This window comes from Bacteroides togonis (assembly GCF_900130135.1).
GTDB lineage: Bacteria > Bacteroidota > Bacteroidia > Bacteroidales > Bacteroidaceae > Bacteroides > Bacteroides pullorum.
In genome coordinates this window covers 2,681,514-2,697,702 of sequence record NZ_LT670820.1, presented here as the reverse complement: position 1 = coordinate 2,697,702, position 16,189 = coordinate 2,681,514, and the positions used below count along the sequence as shown (strand labels likewise).

14 protein-coding genes are annotated in these 16,189 nt (G+C 39.2%); 8 read left to right on the top strand and 6 right to left on the bottom strand.

The annotated features are described in order from the left end of the window. Positions 1-118: 118 nt before the first annotated feature. Positions 119-1,318 (bottom strand): THUMP-like domain-containing protein, encoded by a 1,200-nt coding sequence (locus BQ8005_RS11495; protein WP_075318143.1) that lies wholly within the window; start codon positions 1,316-1,318, stop codon positions 119-121. 1,196 nt (positions 1,319-2,514) lie between these two features. Between BQ8005_RS11495 and BQ8005_RS11485 the strand changes: the two genes are divergently transcribed. The 8 genes from BQ8005_RS11485 to BQ8005_RS11450 all read left to right on the top strand — a co-directional run bounded on the left by BQ8005_RS11485 (position 2,515) and on the right by BQ8005_RS11450 (position 12,377). Next, positions 2,515-2,727 carry a helix-turn-helix transcriptional regulator gene (locus tag BQ8005_RS11485; RefSeq protein ID WP_075318141.1) on the top strand — a complete coding sequence of 71 codons (213 nt, stop codon included), beginning with the start codon at positions 2,515-2,517 and terminating at the stop codon, positions 2,725-2,727. A gap of 39 nt (positions 2,728-2,766) precedes the next feature. Then, a complete protein-coding gene (gene dndC / locus BQ8005_RS11480; protein ID WP_075318140.1) occupies positions 2,767-4,107 on the top strand; it encodes a DNA phosphorothioation system sulfurtransferase DndC in 1,341 nt (446 codons plus the stop codon). Then, positions 4,104-6,218, top strand: a complete 2,115-nt coding sequence (gene dndD / locus BQ8005_RS11475) for a DNA sulfur modification protein DndD (RefSeq protein WP_075318139.1) — start codon at positions 4,104-4,106, stop codon at positions 6,216-6,218. The genes dndC and dndD overlap by 4 nt, the downstream gene beginning before the upstream one ends. Then, positions 6,208-7,788 carry a DndE family protein gene (locus tag BQ8005_RS11470; RefSeq protein WP_075318138.1) on the top strand — a complete coding sequence of 527 codons (1,581 nt, stop codon included), beginning with the start codon at positions 6,208-6,210 and terminating at the stop codon, positions 7,786-7,788. The genes dndD and BQ8005_RS11470 overlap by 11 nt, the downstream gene beginning before the upstream one ends. A 6-nt stretch (positions 7,789-7,794) precedes the next feature. Next, entirely contained in the window at positions 7,795-8,580 is a 786-nt protein-coding gene (locus BQ8005_RS11465; protein WP_075319161.1) for a restriction endonuclease, read from the top strand. Positions 8,581-8,596: 16 nt separating this feature from the next. Next, positions 8,597-9,961: an ATP-binding protein gene (locus BQ8005_RS11460; protein ID WP_075318137.1), complete on the top strand. Its 1,365-nt coding sequence runs from the start codon at positions 8,597-8,599 to the stop codon at positions 9,959-9,961. Then, entirely contained in the window at positions 9,958-10,887 is a 930-nt protein-coding gene (locus BQ8005_RS11455; RefSeq protein ID WP_075318136.1) for an O-methyltransferase, read from the top strand. Before BQ8005_RS11460 ends, BQ8005_RS11455 begins: the two co-directional genes overlap by 4 nt. Before the next feature lie 113 nt (positions 10,888-11,000). After that, positions 11,001-12,377: an ATP-binding protein gene (locus BQ8005_RS11450; RefSeq protein WP_075318135.1), complete on the top strand. Its 1,377-nt coding sequence runs from the start codon at positions 11,001-11,003 to the stop codon at positions 12,375-12,377. A gap of 326 nt (positions 12,378-12,703) precedes the next feature. On the opposite strand, the gene BQ8005_RS11445 is transcribed toward BQ8005_RS11450, so the two are convergent. From BQ8005_RS11445 to BQ8005_RS11425, 5 genes are all read right to left on the bottom strand, one after another. Beyond that, entirely contained in the window at positions 12,704-13,246 is a 543-nt protein-coding gene (locus tag BQ8005_RS11445) for a hypothetical protein (protein ID WP_075318134.1), read from the bottom strand. Positions 13,247-13,270: 24 nt separating this feature from the next. Beyond that, positions 13,271-14,482 carry a relaxase/mobilization nuclease domain-containing protein gene (locus BQ8005_RS11440; RefSeq protein ID WP_075318133.1) on the bottom strand — a complete coding sequence of 404 codons (1,212 nt, stop codon included), beginning with the start codon at positions 14,480-14,482 and terminating at the stop codon, positions 13,271-13,273. Between the two features lie 15 nt (positions 14,483-14,497). Further along, positions 14,498-14,896 carry a plasmid mobilization protein gene (locus BQ8005_RS11435; protein WP_075318132.1) on the bottom strand — a complete coding sequence of 133 codons (399 nt, stop codon included), beginning with the start codon at positions 14,894-14,896 and terminating at the stop codon, positions 14,498-14,500. Between the two features lie 174 nt (positions 14,897-15,070). Next, positions 15,071-15,766, bottom strand: coding sequence for a hypothetical protein (locus BQ8005_RS11430; RefSeq protein WP_075318131.1), 696 nt, complete (start codon positions 15,764-15,766; stop codon positions 15,071-15,073). 51 nt (positions 15,767-15,817) lie between these two features. Then, entirely contained in the window at positions 15,818-16,165 is a 348-nt protein-coding gene (locus BQ8005_RS11425) for a hypothetical protein (RefSeq protein ID WP_075318130.1), read from the bottom strand. Positions 16,166-16,189 lie beyond the last annotated feature (24 nt).

The following is a 16,189-nucleotide window of genomic DNA, read 5'->3' as shown; positions in this document are numbered from 1 at the left end:
TTTTCTGTGATTATTTTGCCGCAAAAGTACAGGCATGGCGTTACGCAATCTTTACAGGTTTTTGAAGAAGACGTAACAAAGATGTTGCAAAGCGGTTACAAACAAAGTGGGCAGTTTGTTAGGTTTTGCTACATCTCAGGAGTATTTTCCGACCGTCATTCAAGGTTGTAGCAAAGAGATAAGTTTCTCCTCCTTCGCCTAACTTGAGCCGTTTGCGCACTTCGGCTACGGTGGCGGGGAAATTGCGTATTGTTAGATTGGCCTTTCGTATGCCGTCCAGCAGTTCCTTCACTTCGTGCTTGCCGAATCCGCACCAGCCGTCGATGCGGAACATACGGCCGGGAAAACATGGCAACGCTTCATCGGAGGTATAAAGGTGACTATTGGTATGTAGTTTCTCTATATTATATATATAGGAAAGACTTCGGAAGGCACCCGCCTTCAGCAGCGAGGCATTGGGCTCGTAGAGGTAGGAGCGGGGAGCGTCGGCATAGCGGCAGGAGGCCTCCTGTTCTTCATGGCGGGTGAAGGTGAAGGCATCGTCGGTAGTTGAGAGGTTGACGCAACGGATGGGTACGTCGTCCGCCTGTGGGGCTTCGCCACGTGCCAATACCAGCAACAGCTCTTTGCATTCGCCTGCCACGGAAACCACGTGCGCCGCCACTACATGTTTCAACGTGTGCAAGGCCTGTGCCAGGTCGAGCATGGGTGACAACTTCACCAGTACATGGACTGCCTTCTCCAGTAACAAGGTTTCGAGAGCAGTTACATCTGGTTCGCAGTCGGCAATAGCTACCGTCTTGCCTCCGTGTCCGTTCCGCCGGGCGGGGTCGAGGTAGAGCCAGTCTACGGCGGGCATCTGCCGCAGATAATCCACTCCGTCGGCATGGATCACGTGGGTCGCGCTCAGTCCCAGCAGCGGGAAGTTATGGTGGGCTGCCTGACACAGCACCTCCTGTCGCTCCACGTAGGTGGTTTGTCCGAAATGCGGGGCCAGGAAAGAGAAGTCGATACCGAAACCGCCTGTCAGGTCGGCCAGTGAGTGGCATGGGCTATTATATCCACTTACAACAGAAGCCTTATAGCGCGCCGTCACCTCCGACGAGCATTGTTCCATGGATAGGTGGGGTGGATAGAGTATGCCTTCTGTAGCGGCCCACGTCGGTATTTTTGTTTCGGCCGTCTGCCTGCCCGCTATCTGTGTCAGAGCAGTCGGCATATCCACGTCGGGATACTTGCCTGCTTGCAGGGCTAGCACACGCACATCGTCGCGGCGGTGTTCGGCTATAAATCGGAGGGTGGCTTCGGTCAGTGTCATAAGTTATCTTAAAGTGTTCCTTCAATGCTTCGTACAAATGTACAATTAATTCGTCACATGAGGAAATGAGTCAGATATAAAGTTCTTCTTTCCATTCGTCAAGTCCGTAGTTACGTCTGCCAAGTTGGTGTTTAGCGGGTTAAAGTAGGTCTTTAGGAATGGCGTGTGGCTGATGAGTGATTGATTGTCCCAATCTGCTTTCAACCCTTCATTTGTAGCGTAATCCGTTGGAAGAAAAGGAAGTAGGTTGAAAGATGAAGTTTCACGGTGGGTGCTCGCTGTTTTCGTGGTCTACGGCAATATTTTATTCGGTCTTATTCGGATGTTTCAATGCAATTTGCTTGTTATCAGCGGTTTGTTGTGAATTCACATCAGAAAATCTCAGATTTTGGTATGTGTAAACAATGAAACTTTGATGTCAGTTTGCTCTATTGTATTACGCCTCCTGGGGAATTCATTGTTAAGTTGCTTTGAGTTTGTTGAAACAGGTAAGTTGGGAGAATGCTTGACGTCTACTGCATACATCTATATCGCCTTGAAGAGGGATGTGATTCTATTGATTATATCATGACTCACGAAAAAGAACAAAAAGAAAAAGCGTTAACTGCTGATTTTGTGCAATTAACGCTTCTTCTTTTGTGGACCAGCCTGGGCTTGAACCAGGGACCTCCAGATTATGAGAACGATAAGATGATATTCTGTGATAGTCTATTTCGTTAATCATTGTTGATTATCAGTCAGTTGCGAAATCCGTCATTTACAATGAAACTCACTAAATCCCCCTAACTGAAACCGTTTGTTTACGCATTGTTTACGCAGAAAACTGTCAGATTACCCGTCCGGAGTTATGCTAAATGAAGTTCCATTGTATGATGCATAAGGCATCATGCCATTGCAAAAATGTATTGTCACTCTAAATATAGTAAGGGCACTCTAACACTTTTGATACTGACTCTGACACCAAACTTGTCATTTATATGTCGACTTAGACACCAACTTGGACACTAACTCAGACACTAAGCATATTGGTAACACATAAGTAGAAGGCAAAGCAAAATCTCTACAGATACTTTATAACGTTAATTATACTGATTCAGATCAGTATTTTGGGTCAGTTTTACCGTAAACTCAATCATTTCTTTTGTCAAGTGAAATAAAATCACTATTTTTGTGGGCAAATAACAAATTTTGCCAATATGGAAACAGATATAAATCGTCTGAAAGTAGTTTTAGCAGAAAAGAAGAGGACAAATAAATGGCTGTGTGAGCAATTAAATGTCAATCCATCCACCGTTTCAAAATGGTGTACGAATAGTTCTCAGCCAGATATTGAAACCCTAATTAAAATATCACACCTATTAGATGTAGAATTGAACGATTTGGTAAATAAGGACTTCAAAACTTTTTAGCCTATAAATCGGATGTCAGATTTATGATAAAAATCCAAAATGAGGAATAAACGTATTGAATATATAATAGATGAAATTCTTGACCAGTATGCGTATGCTGATGAGTCTACCCGACCATGGATTATAGGATTCAGTGGGGGAAAGGATTCTACTGTATTACTAATGCTTGTATGGATTGCGCTTGAAAAATTAAAAGAACTACCGGGGCCGTTTCAACTTCGTAGACCAATATATGTCGTATGTAATGATACAATGGTTGAAAATCCTATAATTGCATCGTATGTTGACCAAGTTCTTGAACAGATAGAAAAAAAAGCAAGAGAAGAAGACTTGCCTATTTTTGTTCGGAAGACTACGCCTCGATTGGAAGATTCTTTTTGGGTGAATGTTATAGGGAAAGGTTATCCTGTTCCAAACACAGCATTTAGATGGTGTACTGAGAAAATGAAGATTAAGCCTACAGCTCGTTTTATAATAGAACAAGTTGACGAGTGTGGGGAAGCTATAATTTTAATTGGAACAAGAAAAGCAGAAAGTGCGACTCGCGCTCGTTCCATCAAGAAACATGAAATTCATGGCAAGCGACTTACCAATCATACTCTGTTGGCAAATACATATGTCTATGCACCAATCAAAGAATTGATGTTGGAAGAAGTCTGGTATATAATAAATACCATTCCATCACCCTGGGGATTTGATAACAAAATCCTGTTTAACATTTATGTTGATGCAAGTGCGGACGATTACGAATGTCCAACCGTTGTAACAGACAAAAGTCATGGTTCTTGTGGTCAAAGTCGTTTCGGCTGTTGGACTTGCACTGTTGTGAAGGATGATAAGTCCATGCGTTCGCTTATAAAAAATGGCCGAGAATGGATGCAACCGCTTTATGATTTTAGGTTAAAGCTGGATCAAGAACGGAATATCATTGAGAATCGGTTCCCGTTGCGCCGGGATGGGAGAAGAGCCGTAAACGATATGGGACCCTACACTTTCACATATAGAGCGAAAATGTTGGAAGGACTGTTAAATGTTCAACATGAATTGCAACAATATAATCCTGAAATAAAACTCATTACTGATCAAGAATTGATTGCAATTCAAGTGAACTGGTATCGAGATTTTAACTTTGCACATCAAGTATCAGAAATATATAACAAAATCTATAATTCCTCATTAAATATGGAAGAGGGCAAGATAAAAAACAAATTGGAAGCAGATTTGATGAAAGAAATTTGCCAAGAAAACCTTGAAGAAGGTGAATTGATAGAGCAACTTCTTATGCTTCAGAAAAGCAAGTCACTCATGCAGCGACGCCGTGGCTTGAAAACAGAAATTGAGTCTCGTTTAGAGGAATTTGTAAATAAAAAGAAATCATGACGATACGCGAAATTGAACTTAATAATTTCCGAATTTATAAAGGAAAGAATAAGATTGAACTTTTTCCCGATGGGAATAGGAATCTGATTATCGTCAGTGGTAATAATGGTTTCGGCAAAACAACTTTTCTCATGTCATTAGTTTGGTGCCTATATGGTAAGAACATGGGGAAGGTTGATGAACTATACCGTAAAGAAATTGACGAAAAAGGAGGTTATAGTAAATACATTGGTAATAGTCTCAACTTTGCTGCACAGAAAGAAGGCGAAACTCGGTTCTCTGTGTCCGTTACATTTACGGATGTAGAAATTCCAGATACGCCTTGCACCGAGATAACAATTGTTCGTTCCTATGATAGTGCAACAAATTATGATGACGAGTTAGAAATTCTGATTGATGGCCGGAAGAACGATTTGTTCACGGGATCAAAAGAGGAAATTGCAAAAGAAGAGGAAATATTTATTCGGGATTATATACTTCCAATAGAGATTGCAAAATTCTTTTTCTTTGATGCAGAAAAGATAGTTTCATTTGCTCAAATAAATACTCCAGAACAACGAAAGGATTTAAGTCTTGCATATTCTCAAGTTCTTGGCATACAAAAATATGAAGATCTAAAAAATGAATTGGTCAGAATCCAGGATGACTATAGAAAGTCATCTGCTAAACCTCAAGAGAAACGCGAGTTTAATGGACTAATCGCAGATATTGATTTCAAAGAGGGTGAAATTGATAGGTTGACTGAGGAAATTAGTAATTTGGAAGAAGACCGAGTTTTTAAACGTCATAATTCAGCCGAACTTCAATCAAAATTGATTCGTGAAGGCGATACTATGTCTGTAGACGAATTGCAGAAATTAAATAGTAGGAAGGCGGAACTTGACATAGTGCTAAGGGAAGCAGATGACAGCCTTAAAGATTTATATAGCCTTATTCCATTTGGCTTGGCAGGAGGTATTATGTCTGAACTTTCAACACAATTAGAAACAGAAAAAGCGTATAAACAGAATAAACTTCAACTGGAAGGAGTTAATGATAAAACTGATGTCATACTCGGCGATATTGAAGAAGCAAAGAAGGATCTCCATTTCTCAATTGATATAAAGACCAGAGATTTCTATGAACTTCAAATCAGGCAACTCATCAAAAAGCATTTTTATAACGTTTCTGATGAAAGTAAGTTTGAACACTTCAGTACATTGCATGACTTTAGTCAGGGACAGGTTGAAGAGTTTATGCATCTTATTGCGAAAATCAAAGATAGTAAATCTTCTTTTGAGAATCTAATTAATAAATATACCAAAGCCAAATCTGAATTATACACAATCGAAAAGAATATTCGAGAGGCTGAGAAAAAAGCAGAGAGTGATTATGTTCAGGATTTGAGAACCCGAAAAGAAAATATCGATCGTCAGATAGATTCCATCGGTGTAGAAATCGGGAAAAGACAAAGTGAAATAGAGTTACTTAAAGAACAAGTGATTGCTCATAAAAAGCAAAAGGAGATTCTCTCTAAAAAAATAAATGTTTCAGATCAGAACCGTGCAGTTGACAATGAAGCTGCGCGCCTAATCAATACAATACAAAAATTCCTTATTCGTTTTAAGGAAGAAAAGAAAAAGGCACTTGCGAAGAAACTGGAAGTAAAGCTTCAATCATATTTGCACAAGACCAATCTTGTTAAAAAGGTAATTGTTGACATCAATGGCAATGGTGATGATGTTGACATTTGCCTATTTGGATATGATGATAAGAAAATTGATAATAGCATTCTTTCCATGGGGGAACGTCAGATGTTTGCATCTGCACTATTAAGTGCTTTGGTTGATGAAACAGAAATTGAGTTTCCTGTTTTCATAGATAGCCCAATGCAGAAATTTGACCCGCAACATACAAAGAATGTACTCACGAAGTTCTATCCAAATGTTTCAAAACAAGTGATTCTATTTCCTCTTCTTAAAAAAGAATTGACGGAAGAAGAATATCAATATATTCAACCAATCGTAAATAAATCCTATTTGATAAACAATGAAAAAGATGGTTCGCACTTTGTTGAAGTGAAACCAGAGAATCTTTTTGAAGAATATAACAATAGCGGATATGCAAATTAACATCAAAACATCTGGCGAAAACCAAGCCATTGTAACCCAATTAACAAAAAAACTTACTGGGGGTACAAAAGAAAATGTGATAGCTCGTATTGCATTAGGCTATTCTTTGTCTACAGGTAAACGCTTTACACAACAGGAATTTTCTGCATACGATTCACAAGGAAAAGAATACAAGGACCATATCCTATTTGATGGACAGTATAGAGATTTCTATATTGCCTTAATTTGTCAGGCATATGGAATAACTAAAAATGACGAGCTTATCCCCAAGTACATAAAACTACATATTGATCATGGATTAGAAAAGATAAATTACCTGTTTGAAAATAATCCACAATATACTTTCTTCGATTTCTTAACTGAATATTTCAGAAAGGGAATTGATATGATTGAAGATTCTCCCGAAAGATTCGATTGTGTTGAGAATAGAAATCAACACATCACAAAAAGTGTGTTTTCTGGTCCTATTAAAATCAAAGTGGGATATAATATCGAAACAAGAGAGGATATATATTGTTGCTTCAACGATTCTACTCGCTACAACAATCAACACATTGCCGTAGCAGGAAAATCTGGTTCTGGCAAGACTCAATTTGCACTTGAATTTCTTCGCCAATTGTATACACAGACGCAAGGTCAAGTCAATTTTCTGTTCCTTGATTTTAAGGGACTAAGTGAAGATGACAGGAATAAAATGAGGGATTTCTTTACAGAAACTCATACAGAATGTATAAATGCGCCTCATACACCATTTCCATTGAATCCAGTTTCATTCATTGATAATGTTAATGAAAAGAACAAACTTGTAGGTATAAATAAATTTGTTGATATTATTGCTAAATACTCCAATATTGGCAAGAAACAACAGCAAACACTAAAAGATGCTACGAAAGAAGCGTTTGTTCAACATAAAGATGGAAAACACCCTTCATTAAAGGAAATTTACGATTTAGTGATAGAATCAGTAGGTGATAACCGTGACACTCTTACTGAAATTATGGAACGTCTTAGTGAATATGAACTCTTTGCGTCAAGAGTTAATGATCCAAGTATCTTCTTAAATAACAATTATTATTTTTCTCTATCAGGTGAGCTGGATAGTACGGTTCGATTCACGTCAATCTTCCTCATCATTAACTACATCTTTAATGTGTTCACAAATATGGGTGGCACAGAAGTCATTGATGGTAACCGAAGCATGCGTTATGTGTTAATGATTGATGAAGCTCACGATTTATTCCGAGAAAAAAAGTCTTTGGAGATTTTGGAAGTTTTACTTAGAAAAATTCGCTCATATGGAGTCTCTATAGTTCTTCTCTCTCAAGGTATATCAGAGTATAATCAAGGCAATTTCGATTTTTCACAAGAATGTGAAACTGCATTCCTATTGCCGATAAACGACCTTAACAACACAAAAGCTATAAACAAATTCCTTGGCCTAAGTGAAAAGGATGGATCTCGAACTATGCGGAATCTTGAAAAATTAGATAACGGGCAATGTGTATCTAATATTAAAGAGTTGCAAAAAGGCGATTTGTTTGAAGTTGTACAATATTGGAAAGAAAAGTAGTTGATTATGAAAAAAAGAAGGACAATTATTGAAGCCGCAATAGAGGTCTTAAAACATTCAGACGAGACATTATCTGTTTCTGAAATTTATGCAAAAATAATCGAAAAATCTTTGTATGAGTTTCATGCACAAGATCCGTTGTCAGTCCTAAGAGTTGAACTTAGGGGGCATTCTGTTGGTATTGATTATCCTTCCGCATCTTCAAAGAAGTACTTTTTATATGATGAAGGAAGTCGCACTTTCGGACTTGTTAACGCACAAACAAAACATAATAATACGAAAAAAGAAGCGACTCCATTATCTATACTTAGAGAACTTCATAATAAGTACACACATGAATTTAAAGCAAAAACTCTTCGTCAACTAAAAGGGTTGAATCCTTATGATTTTGAATTGTTTTGCAAAAATTTATTAGAGAGGTATGGTTTTCACAATCTGACTGTCACTAAAAAAAGTCGCGATGGAGGCATTGATGGTCATGGTAAGCTCAAAATCGGTTTAGCTTATATGAATGTAGCCTTTCAGTGTAAAAGATGGGGTTCCAATAAGATTGGCAGAAAAGAAATTGATGCATTTCGTGGTGCAGTTCAAGGCGAATATGAACAAGGCCTATTTTTTACAACATCTTCATTTTCTAAAGAAGCAGAAGATAGCTCTATCAAACGAGGTGCAGTCCCCATAATCCTCATTGACGGAGATATGATTGTAGACTTCATGATTGATAAGCATTTCGGAATAGAATATGAAGAAATGCCCATTTACATAAATGCACTAGATAATATCTTATCTTAATAAATAGAAAAGAAAAATGACTACTAATATAATTGAAGGTAATCCTACAAAAAAGTTTTTCATTGAGATGATAACTCGAGATATCTCAATAGAAGATGCCATTATTGATTTATTAGATAATTCAATTGATGGTGCCAATCGAATTAATCAAAATGATTATTCAAATCTTTATATAGATTTGACTGTAAACGGTAATGAATTTATTATCAGAGATAATTGTGGCGGTTTCTCACTTGAAACAGCTCAGAAATATGCTTTTAGATTTGGCCGACCAGACAATGCACCAAGAATGCATAATAATACTGTTGGACGTTTCGGTATTGGAATGAAAAGATCTTTGTTTAAAATTGGAAAAATCTTTGATGTTGAAACCAAATGTAAATATGATCATTTTAAAATTAATGTTGATGTTGAAAGATGGGAACATAAAAAGCAAATTGTTACTCTTGAAGATAACGTAACTACTGAAATTGATGACTGGAGTTTTATTTACAGCGATGTTGATGACAATCAAAATTTAAATTCCGACGGAACATTTATAAAGGTCACCCATCTTAATGAAGAAGTTAAAGATTTATTTTCGGATAGTCGCTTCATTAGCAGTTTAGCAAACGATATTCAACGTTTACTGAATTTTAGCCTTTTAAAAGGACTGAAAATTACGCTTAATAATTCTATCCTTGAAGGAGAAAGAGTTGAGTTGTTGCTTTCTCAGACTTGTCAACCATACTATTTGGATGGTAGATTGAATGATGTTTCATATAGGATAATCGCAGGTCTAGGTGATATAGGAGAACCTAAAAAATCTGGATGGTATATATATTGTAATGATAGATTAGTTGTAGAAGCAGAGCAATCTTCTATAACCGGATGGGGTACTTCCTCTGTTAGAAAATGGCATCCTGATCTTGTCATGTTTAGAGGCATAGTATATTTTGATTCAGAAGAAACATTCAACCTGCCTTTAACTACTACTAAAAAAGGAGTTGACACGACTTCTGATGTGTATAAAGCTGCGCTCCCGTATATGAAAGAAGCTATGCTTTATGTTATTGATTTCCTTCGTCAAGTAACAAAGATGGGAGATGAAGCAAATAGTTATCGCCAATCCTTATGTGAAAATATGATTAAATATTCTGCTGTTGAATTGAAATCAACGCAATTTGTTCAGAATGGTGTTTCACATAATCAGAGGATTTTTTTACCACCAGAGTTGGATGAGGATATAATTTCTCAAAAGAAAAATACTGTGCGTATATCCTATGATGCGAACAAAAAAATCGCAGATATTGCCAAAACGTATGCCGATGCTAGTAGTTATAAAGAGCTAGGAAGTACAACATTTGATTATTATACTAAAATGGAGGGTATCGAAGAATGAAAAGTCCAACCAATTTAAATTATGAGGTACGCCCATGTAAATTTGTAGAACGCCGAATGTTATTATCTGCATTTATGCGTATTATACCACGATTTAATGTAAATTATCAGTATATTGGTTTTGGAGGATTAGCATTCACCGATTTCAAATTATTTCATAGAGAACTCCATATTAATACTATGTATAGTATTGAAGGCGGATATAATGAACAAAAGCTTGAATTTAATAAGCCATATTCCTGCATAAAGATTTTGTGTGGTGATTCATCAAACATGTTGTCTTCTATAGATTTGTCTAAATCAAGTATAATATGGTTGGATTATGATGGATGCCTAACTATGGATGTTTTTAGGGATTTAGAGCAAGTTCTGATGAAGATACCTCATGGAAGCATCTACTTAATGTCATGCAATAGGCAATTGAGAAAGGAAAAAATCCCCTATTCCTTAGCAGATTTATCGGCATTATTCGGGAACTTAGTCCCACTTGGATTAGAAAACGATTGCTGTTGTAATACTAAGGCACCAACAACAATAAAGAAGATGCTTGAGGCCGATTGTGCAAATGTGATTTCAGATAGGAATAAAACAGAAACATCAAAATTAAAATTTCAGACATTGTTTAACCTTGTTTATGAAGAATATAGAGGAGCGAGAATGTATACGTTTGGAGGTATCGTATTGCATGAAACTTTTGATGAAAAGACTCTCAACATTTGGGATCTTGATTTCATTAATACAGATGAACCTTATGAGGTTGACATTCCCAATCTAACATATAGAGAGGCTAGTGCATTAAATCAAATATTAAATTTAAATGAAAGGGAGAGTTACTTTGTTGACAATTCTATTATAGAAAAAGATGAAATTGAGCGTTATAAAAAGTATTATAAATACTTGCCCAATTTTTATGATGTAAGAATATAAATTTGTTCTACAACAATTACTTTGTAGTCATTATATTATTACTAAAAACAAACAGCTATACGACAGAGTTGAAAAGGTTAAGAATGAATTGAAAGGTTGCTTCAATTTTATATATGAGTAAAATAAAACCAAAAGAATGTCAGAACGTTGAATTCAAACGAATCTGGAAAGACGAGTACCTAAAGTGGATTTGCGGTTTTGCAAATGCACAAGGAGCCATCATGTATTTCGGTGTAGATGATAACCATGAGGTCTATGGACTGAGGGACAGCAAGAAGTTGTTAGAGGACATTCCAAACAAGGCGGTCAACTACATGGGGCTGGTGGTGGATGTTAACCTCTATGAGCAGGATGGTTTGGATTACATGGAATTGGTGGTTGAACCGAGTAATGTGGCCATCAGCTTTAAGGGCAAGTACTACTATCGCAGTGGCAGCACGATGCAGGAGCTTAACGGTATAGCCTTGCAGCAGTTTCTGTTGAAGAAAATGGGACGCTCGTGGGATGACATCACTAACGAGCGTGCTACATTGGAGGACATTGACCGCAAGGCTATAGACTATTTTCTCAAGAAGGGTATAGAGGCACAGCGTATTCCTGAAAGTGAGCGCAACGCTTCCACGAAGGACATACTCGACAGCCTAGGTTTACTTGATGACAACGGGAACTTAAAGAATGCTGCCATCCTCCTGTTTGGCAAGAAGCCTCAGAAGTTCTATCCGAGTGCAGTGTTTAAGATCGGTAGGTTTGGAAAGGATGAAGCCGATTTAATGTTTCAAGATGTCATTGAAGATAACATAATTCAGATGGCAGATCGCGTGATGGAGGCTTTACAGTCTAAGTACCTTGTGTCACCTGTACGCTTTGAAGGAATGCAACGTTATGAGACTTTGGAAATTCCCAAGGAGGCTATGCGTGAAATACTATATAACGCCATCGCTCATAAGGATTATACGGGGCCTGATATTCAAATGCACGTATATAATGACTACATTGAAATCTGGAACGAAGGTGAACTGCCGGATGGATATAACGAAATAGTACTGTATGGCAAACATTCTTCTAAGCCACGAAACAGAAACATTGCTAACACTATGTTCAAGGCTGGCTTTATCGATACATGGGGACGTGGCTTCAGAAAAATCCGAGAAGGGTTTGAAAAGGTAGGTATGCCCATGCCCAAAGTCGAGAATTTCTGTGGCGGGGTACAAGTTACGATTAAGCGGACGAAGTTTGCGCAAATGACAAATGTCGCAAGTGATGTCGCAAGTGATGTCGTAAGTTTGTCGCAAGTTCAACTAACTGACAGACAGCATAAAATTGTAAATCTCATAAAAGAAAATCCTTTTATATCAGCACAAGAAATGTCTGTAGTTTTGTCAGTAGTTCATCGTACTATTCAACGAGATCTTTCAACGATGCAGAAAATGGGTATTTTGATACGAGAAGGTAACACAAGTGCTGGACATTGGGTCGTTATTCAAGAATAGCATAATTAATTTCTCATTACAGTTTCCGATATAAAGCGAATTACAAAATCAAAGAGTAGTTCCGTCTAGAGTTGCTCTTTGATTCGGTAAACAACAAGCTATCATTGGGACTGTCGATTCTGATACAGCACCAAAGTACATGAAGTATATCCCTGTTGGGGCTTAATTTAACTTGCTGGCAACTTGCTATTGAGGTGTAAAATAAATGTAAATGGTTGAATTCCAACACAAATTGTTGGAAATTCAACTTGTTGGTAACTTGCTGGAAAGTATAATGACTTCTGGAAACGAACGATAATAGAGGCGAAAAACCGTCCCTATTTGCTTCAAGTTGCGCAATATACAACCAGTCCCAACCCTACCGTATAAACGAGCAAGAATATCACCAAGACTTTCATCCAGAAATCGGAGTACCAAACACCTTCATTCCGTCTGAGGATTTTGCGCATATTGGATTCATGCTCAGTGATAAGCTTTGTTTGTTCGGCTCGATGATTAGCCAATACCGAAGTCCAACTATCTATAGAGCGGTCTATGAGTTGCCTAAGTTGGGCAAGCTGTTCGGAGGTGATGGTTGCCTTGAAGTTCGTGTCCCGCTCTGCTTTCACGATGGCATTGCAGATGCCACTGACTATATTATCACAACTGCCAGCGGCTGCTTTGAGTGCAGCTTCAATATGACATTCGGCAGCGATGGCCTTCTCCAAATCCTCGTTGAACTTTATCAGCGTTTCTTTTGCCTCTCTTATTTCTACGAGAAGTTTATCCACTTCTGATTTCTCTGTTTCAATTTGCCGGTTGATTTCAACCTTCTCCAGCATGTCATTGACATTTATGGGCGATGTGCCCCTTGATTTACCTATACTCATGTTCTTGTTATTATAAAAGGTGAATTATCTGCGAAGTCCTCTCCTGCGCTTGCACATGCTGTTTGCCATTCTTGCGCAGCGGCGTGCCCATTCAAGTTCATCCTCATCCTTGTCTCGTCCCCAGCCTTCTGTGTCAGAACCGCCACCTCCACTTGAAACCGCCATGCTTGTGGCAGCATCCATATATCCTGCAAAGAGTAAAAGAGCCGTGTGCTGTATCTCTTCAATCTTTGCTAACGGATGGGCTTCCTCCAAAGAACACTCCTGTCGGATGATATTGTCAGCGGCTTCGGGTATCTCCACATGGTAGCTGTGATATTCGTCTGTCGCTATATCATAGTACCTTATAACAGGCTGTGGAGCCATCTTGGGTTGTACAACAGAATCAGCGTTGGCTGTCTGTGTTTGTTGAGGAATAGATTTTGTTGGCTCGGATTTCCTTTCCTGCTGATGCAGTTTTGCCCAAGTAGCCTCTATCTTTGATGGAGTCAGATTTCTCCCGATACCCAACACGGATGATTTATAATTTGAGTTATCCCGTTTGACTGAATAACCATAAACTTTTCCCTTATCATTTTCTTGTATATGTACTTTGTACCCCCGTTTTGTCAGTTCTATTTTGTATTGTCGCCAACAGAATTTGTCCATCGCACGAAGTATCTCCATACAACAGTTTGAGATTTCCTGCCTGTGCCGTATACCTATTTCTTTAGACTGCACCCAGCCACGTCTCTCGTTGATGATGTTCGCAGCCATGACAGCCCTCTCACCAATCTTATGGCTATCATTTATTTTTCCATTCATATCCACACGGTTGGCATCAATGTGCAGGTGTAGAATGCCACTTTTAGAATCACGATGCAGAGCGGCTATGTATTGCGAACCTTTGAGGTTAGTCTGCTTTGAGGATGCTCGTTTGGTCTTTTGGGAAAGGTCTATGGAATCGAATACCCGGATGAACTCATCTGCCAAACGTGCCCAGTCGTCCATTGTCCAGTTTCGGCTCTCTTCCTCGGATGGGGAAATTTCAATTCTTATCACGTTTCTGCCAAGAGGTCTGCCCTTGTTAATTTTCTCGGTAAACATCTTTTGCACGAGCATCATACGACCGTACATCGCTTCCGGTGAAATGTCATCGGGCAACAGGTTGGCTTTGACTATATCCGCCCTGTCTTTATTGACGGAATACCTTATGGCATTTGCGCCATGCGGTATGGTACTGGCTTTTGCTATCATAACGGGTAAGGAAATTTATTCGGTAAGATAATTCTCTATTTGGCTCCAGCGGTTGATTAGTTGCGTGGCAGCTCTCATCCATTGTTCCACAAACCGGGTATCGCTAAAATACATTGCACGTTTATCCGCTTGAATGGACTTTACTGCTGCCGCAATACGGATAAGGTCGCCTCTCGCATCCGTCAGACTGCATAAGGCTTCTACCTCACGCTCAGACAGCCGTTGCCGTGGATGCTGCCCTAAAGCAGTGCGGCGCACATAGTTGCTCATGGACAAACCGCAGGTCTTGGCAAGTTCTTTCGCTTTGGCATATTCCTGTTCCGTTACTCTGGCTTCAAGCCGTAGGGTGCGTTTTATAACTTTCTTGTCATTTTCTTCGTCAGCTTCATTGCTGATATTCTTTTTCTTCTTCATGTTTTGTTATGTTATGGATGAGACATCAATCTAAAAAGGGACAGCACGGTGGGAGCTTGCGACTGCTGGAATATGCCTATGTGGTACGGATGAGCGTAGCGAATTTGTGCGACATAGGAACTTCTTGTAAGACCCCACACAAAAACATAGGCATCATCGCCATATCCAATATGACTAAATCTGACTATCTGCCGAAATATCCTCATTAGATTCTTCCCCTACCGTAGGCTGTGGAGGATCCGAATTGGTAGGAACAGAAGAAAATGTAGAGAGCAGTTCGCCTTCGTCTGATATAATAGGCATTTTGCCTACGAAGGAAAAAACTGCATCAGAAACGTAGGTTTCATTCATTACTTCTGTTTGTCTACACTCATTCGAGTTGGGTAAATTTCCCTCCATACGGCTATCCGAATTCTCCTGTGGAGTCATTGGTAAGACGGTTACCATATCATCAGATTGTGCGTAATCATTTGCTCCTTTTTCTTGCCGGTCTTTTAATCGAACATAGAACGGATTGTCTATTCGGTTGCCATCCAACATCCATGCCGATATACATTTCAGCGTGTGGACGCTTGTTCGGTTGCCCTGTGTGGATGCGACAATTCCCAACTGGTTCATCTTGTCAAGTACACGGGATATGGTCTTCTTGTCATAGCCTAACTTGCAGGATAAATCCACTTCCGAAAGGATGGCTTGCCCCACTTGTAAGGTTGTGGAAAATCCTTTTATGGCATAATCGTTTTCTTCCAGCACTGCCGCTTCGATAAGTTGGTGCAAAATCTTCATGCGGTCAATGCCGTACTTGCTCCCTGCCAGATATGCAAGCTGCTCTGACGAAAGCACAATACAATAATTCAAGTTTGTTTTCATCGTCTGTCTATTTTGAAGATGGTTTATAAATGGTGCAGCCAAAAGAGAAAGTCAGCGGTGCATACCGTAACCTCTCTCCGGCATATAATACTCCTTGTCGTATGCGATGTGGTCAAGTACGTTTTGCAGCCTGTCCAGTTGTTGGCTGTCCAATACACGGATGGCAGCAATGGTAATGTTCTGTGAAGCGATACGACGGTGTTCACAATTCCGTTCTGATGCACTTCCGTCTCCATCGGCATGGACACTTCGCAGGTAATTGTTCACCGCCTCGGTCTGTTCCTTGCTCGGAAAAGTGGAAGGATAACGGTCTTGAACATACGCAACCATGTGGCTGACCGCATTTGCCAGCAGCGGGTCACGCTCTTGTAGCAGTCTGATAAGTTCTTCTTTTCTCATGTTGTTGGTTTATATTGTCCCGTG

Bases quoted from the DNA above. Each gene is read 5' to 3' on its own strand.
- BQ8005_RS11495 (WP_075318143.1), bottom strand. From the start codon at position 1,318: ATGACACTGACCGAAGCCACCCTCCGATTTATAGCCGAACACCGCCGC.
- BQ8005_RS11485 (WP_075318141.1), top strand. From the start codon at position 2,515: ATGGAAACAGATATAAATCGTCTGAAAGTAGTTTTAGCAGAAAAGAAG.
- dndC (WP_075318140.1), top strand. From the start codon at position 2,767: ATGAGGAATAAACGTATTGAATATATAATAGATGAAATTCTTGACCAG.
- dndD (WP_075318139.1), top strand. From the start codon at position 4,104: ATGACGATACGCGAAATTGAACTTAATAATTTCCGAATTTATAAAGGA.
- BQ8005_RS11470 (WP_075318138.1), top strand. From the start codon at position 6,208: ATGCAAATTAACATCAAAACATCTGGCGAAAACCAAGCCATTGTAACC.
- BQ8005_RS11465 (WP_075319161.1), top strand. From the start codon at position 7,795: ATGAAAAAAAGAAGGACAATTATTGAAGCCGCAATAGAGGTCTTAAAA.
- BQ8005_RS11460 (WP_075318137.1), top strand. From the start codon at position 8,597: ATGACTACTAATATAATTGAAGGTAATCCTACAAAAAAGTTTTTCATT.
- BQ8005_RS11455 (WP_075318136.1), top strand. From the start codon at position 9,958: ATGAAAAGTCCAACCAATTTAAATTATGAGGTACGCCCATGTAAATTT.
- BQ8005_RS11450 (WP_075318135.1), top strand. From the start codon at position 11,001: ATGAGTAAAATAAAACCAAAAGAATGTCAGAACGTTGAATTCAAACGA.
- BQ8005_RS11445 (WP_075318134.1), bottom strand. From the start codon at position 13,246: ATGAGTATAGGTAAATCAAGGGGCACATCGCCCATAAATGTCAATGAC.
- BQ8005_RS11440 (WP_075318133.1), bottom strand. From the start codon at position 14,482: ATGATAGCAAAAGCCAGTACCATACCGCATGGCGCAAATGCCATAAGG.
- BQ8005_RS11435 (WP_075318132.1), bottom strand. From the start codon at position 14,896: ATGAAGAAGAAAAAGAATATCAGCAATGAAGCTGACGAAGAAAATGAC.
- BQ8005_RS11430 (WP_075318131.1), bottom strand. From the start codon at position 15,766: ATGAAAACAAACTTGAATTATTGTATTGTGCTTTCGTCAGAGCAGCTT.
- BQ8005_RS11425 (WP_075318130.1), bottom strand. From the start codon at position 16,165: ATGAGAAAAGAAGAACTTATCAGACTGCTACAAGAGCGTGACCCGCTG.